General features: G+C 61.0%; 3 protein-coding genes and 1 riboswitch. All 3 genes read right to left on the reverse strand.

Going from position 1 to position 2,632, the window contains the following annotated elements:
- The coding region (locus R3217_10645) for a homocysteine S-methyltransferase family protein (protein ID MDX1455901.1) at window positions 1–1,289 on the reverse strand (1,289 nt) is incomplete at its 3' end.
- Window positions 1,258–2,196 (reverse strand): methylenetetrahydrofolate reductase, encoded by a 939-nt coding sequence (gene metF / locus R3217_10650; protein MDX1455902.1) that lies wholly within the window; start codon window positions 2,194–2,196, stop codon window positions 1,258–1,260. The genes metF and R3217_10645, both read right to left, overlap by 32 nt.
- Window positions 2,197–2,349: 153 nt before the next feature.
- Window positions 2,350–2,427: riboswitch (SAM riboswitch) on the reverse strand.
- 45 nt (window positions 2,428–2,472) lie between these two features.
- On the reverse strand, window positions 2,473–2,632 hold a 160-nt coding region (locus R3217_10655), incomplete at its 5' end, for a glutamate--tRNA ligase (GenBank protein ID MDX1455903.1).

The raw sequence follows: 2,632 nt of genomic DNA on the forward strand, positions 1-2,632 counted from the left end.
ATGTCCGGTTCGGCAGCGATGAGATTGAGGAAAGTGCGCATCGCCTCGACGCCGTCGAGCATGCCGTCATCCATGTTCACATCGATGACCTGGGCGCCGTTTTCGACCTGTTGGCGCGCCACGTCCACTGCGGTTTCGTAGTCACCGGCCTCGATGAGCTTCCGGAATCTCGCGGAGCCCGTGACATTGGTGCGCTCGCCCACGTTCACAAACAGCGAATCCGCATCGATGTTCAACGCTTCCAGCCCGGACAAACGCGTGCGAACTGGCAGGTCGGGGATCGCGCGCGGCGACTTGCCGGCAACAGCGGTGGCAATCTGGCGCATGTGTTCCGGCTCGGTGCCACAGCAACCACCGATGATGTTCAACAAGCCGGCCTCGGCCCATTCGCCGAGCTGCCCGGCCATGATCTCGGGTGACTCGTCGTACTCGCCAAAGGCATTCGGCAGGCCGGCATTGGGATGGGCGCTGACATGACAATCCGCAATGCGCGCCAGCTCGGCCACATAGGGGCGCAGCTGGTCGGCGCCCAGGGCGCAATTCAGGCCGATGGAAAATGGCTTCGCATGCCGCACGGAGTTCCAGAACGCTTCCGGCGTCTGGCCTGACAGCGTCCGCCCCGAGGCATCGGTAATGGTCGCGGAGATCATTACCGGTACGCGTTTGCCGCGTGCCTCGAAGACTTCCTCGATTGCAAACAGGGCGGCCTTGCAGTTCAAGGTGTCGAATACCGTCTCGACCATCAGCAGGTCGGAACCACCGTCCAGCAAGGCGCTTGCGGATTCGACATAGTCTTCGCGCAACTGGTCGAAGGTGACCTTGCGCAAGCCGGGGTTGTTCACATCCGGCGACAGTGAAGCGGTCTGGTTGGTCGGCCCCAGCACGCCACAGACAAAGCGCGGCTGGTCCGGCGTTTTTGCCGTCCAGGCATCGGCTGCTGCACGCGCAATCCTCGCCGATTCGCGATTGATCTCGGCCGAGAGTGATTCGGTCTGGTAGTCGGACTGCGAGACACGGGTCGCATTGAAGGAGTTCGTCTCGATGATGTCGCAGCCGGCCTCGAGGTAGGCGTCGTGAATGCGCCGTATCTTTTCCGGTTGTGTCAGGCAGAGGAGATCGTTGTTGCCTTTCAGGTCGCAGGGATGATCGCCAAAGCGTTCGCCCCTGAATTCCTCTTCTGACAGGCCAAGCCGCTGGATCATGGTGCCGGTTGCACCATCCAGGACCAGGATGCGCTCTCTCAACAGCGAATGAATGTCAGGCACTGGTAACAGGTCGGTTCTCGGCATGAATGGCAACGGTCCCGCCAGCAGGTCGCAGTCCCAGCATCCGGCAGATGGCAATGCTCAGTTCTGCCCGGTTCAGGGTGTAGAAGTGAAACTCGTTCACCCCTTCCATGGCAAGGGTGTGGCAGAGCTCTGCCGCGACAGTGGCAGCCACCAGTTGTCGCGTATCCGGCTCGGCATCCAGCCCCTCGAACAGGTCGGCCAGCCAGGTCGGCACCGTCGCGCCACACATCTTGCTGAACCTTACGACCTGCTCGAAATTCGTGACTGGCAGGATGCCGGGAACCAGCGGCGCATCGATGCCAGCCGCGGCAGCCCGGTCGCGAAAGCGCAGGAAGGTATCCGCATCGAAGAAGTACTGGCTGATGGCACGCGTCGCGCCTGCATCCAGCTTGCGCTTCAGGTTGTCGAGATCCGCTTCCGGATTCGATGCCTCAGGATGCACTTCCGGATGGCAGGCCACGCTGACGTCGAAGTCGGCAATGGACTTCAGGTCGGCAACCAGCTCCGCCGCATTCCGGTAGCCCGCCGGGTGCGGCTCGAAGCCCTGCCCATCCGGGGGATCACCGCGCAGCGCGACAATGCTGCGTATGCCGTTGGACCAGTAGTTTTCGGCAATCGACCTGATCTCCGCCCGCGAGGCATTCACGCAGGTGAGGTGGGCAGCAGAGACAAGCTCGGTTTCATCCTGGATACGGCATACCGTGCGATGGGTTCTTTCCCGCGTGGAGCCACCGGCACCGTAAGTGACCGATACGAACTGGGGAGAAAACGGTGCCAGTCGCTCCACGGAACGCCACAGGGTGCGTTCCATCGATTCGTTCCTGGGGGGAAAGAATTCGAACGAGACACGGGGAGTATCAAGCTCGGCGAACCGAGCGGGAAAGAATTCGGGTGTCGAACGGGCCATGCCGCCTCCAACGCTTTACAGTATTTCACCCTTTCGGGTGCCGCCCTGAAGTTGTCACTTAAACGGCGGAATTCGGTTGGGCGTTGCGGCAGGTCATGCCATAGGCACAAAAAAACCCGCTTCAGCTGACGCCCTTCCGGCGATGGCTAAAACAGGTTGCTTGATCCACCCGCTTTAGCCGCATTTTTTAAGCGCCCGCAAGCTGTGTATCAAATCGGCGCTGGAATTCAGTCTAACCAAATGGCGAGGTTTGTCAAACCCCGCCAATGCTCCGGCTTATTTCTCGTAGGCCGTATGATCGGCAATGTGCCTGATCGCGGTATCGATGCGCTCCAGCGTCTTGTCCTTGCCCAGCAATTCGAGGGTGATGTCGATCGGTGGCGACACGCCCTTGCCCGCCACGGCGACCCTGATCGGCTGCGCCACCTTGCCAAGC

The sequence above is a fragment of the Gammaproteobacteria bacterium genome (assembly GCA_033720895.1).
In the GTDB taxonomy this organism is placed as follows: domain Bacteria; phylum Pseudomonadota; class Gammaproteobacteria; order Natronospirales; family JAJUFS01; genus JAWWBS01.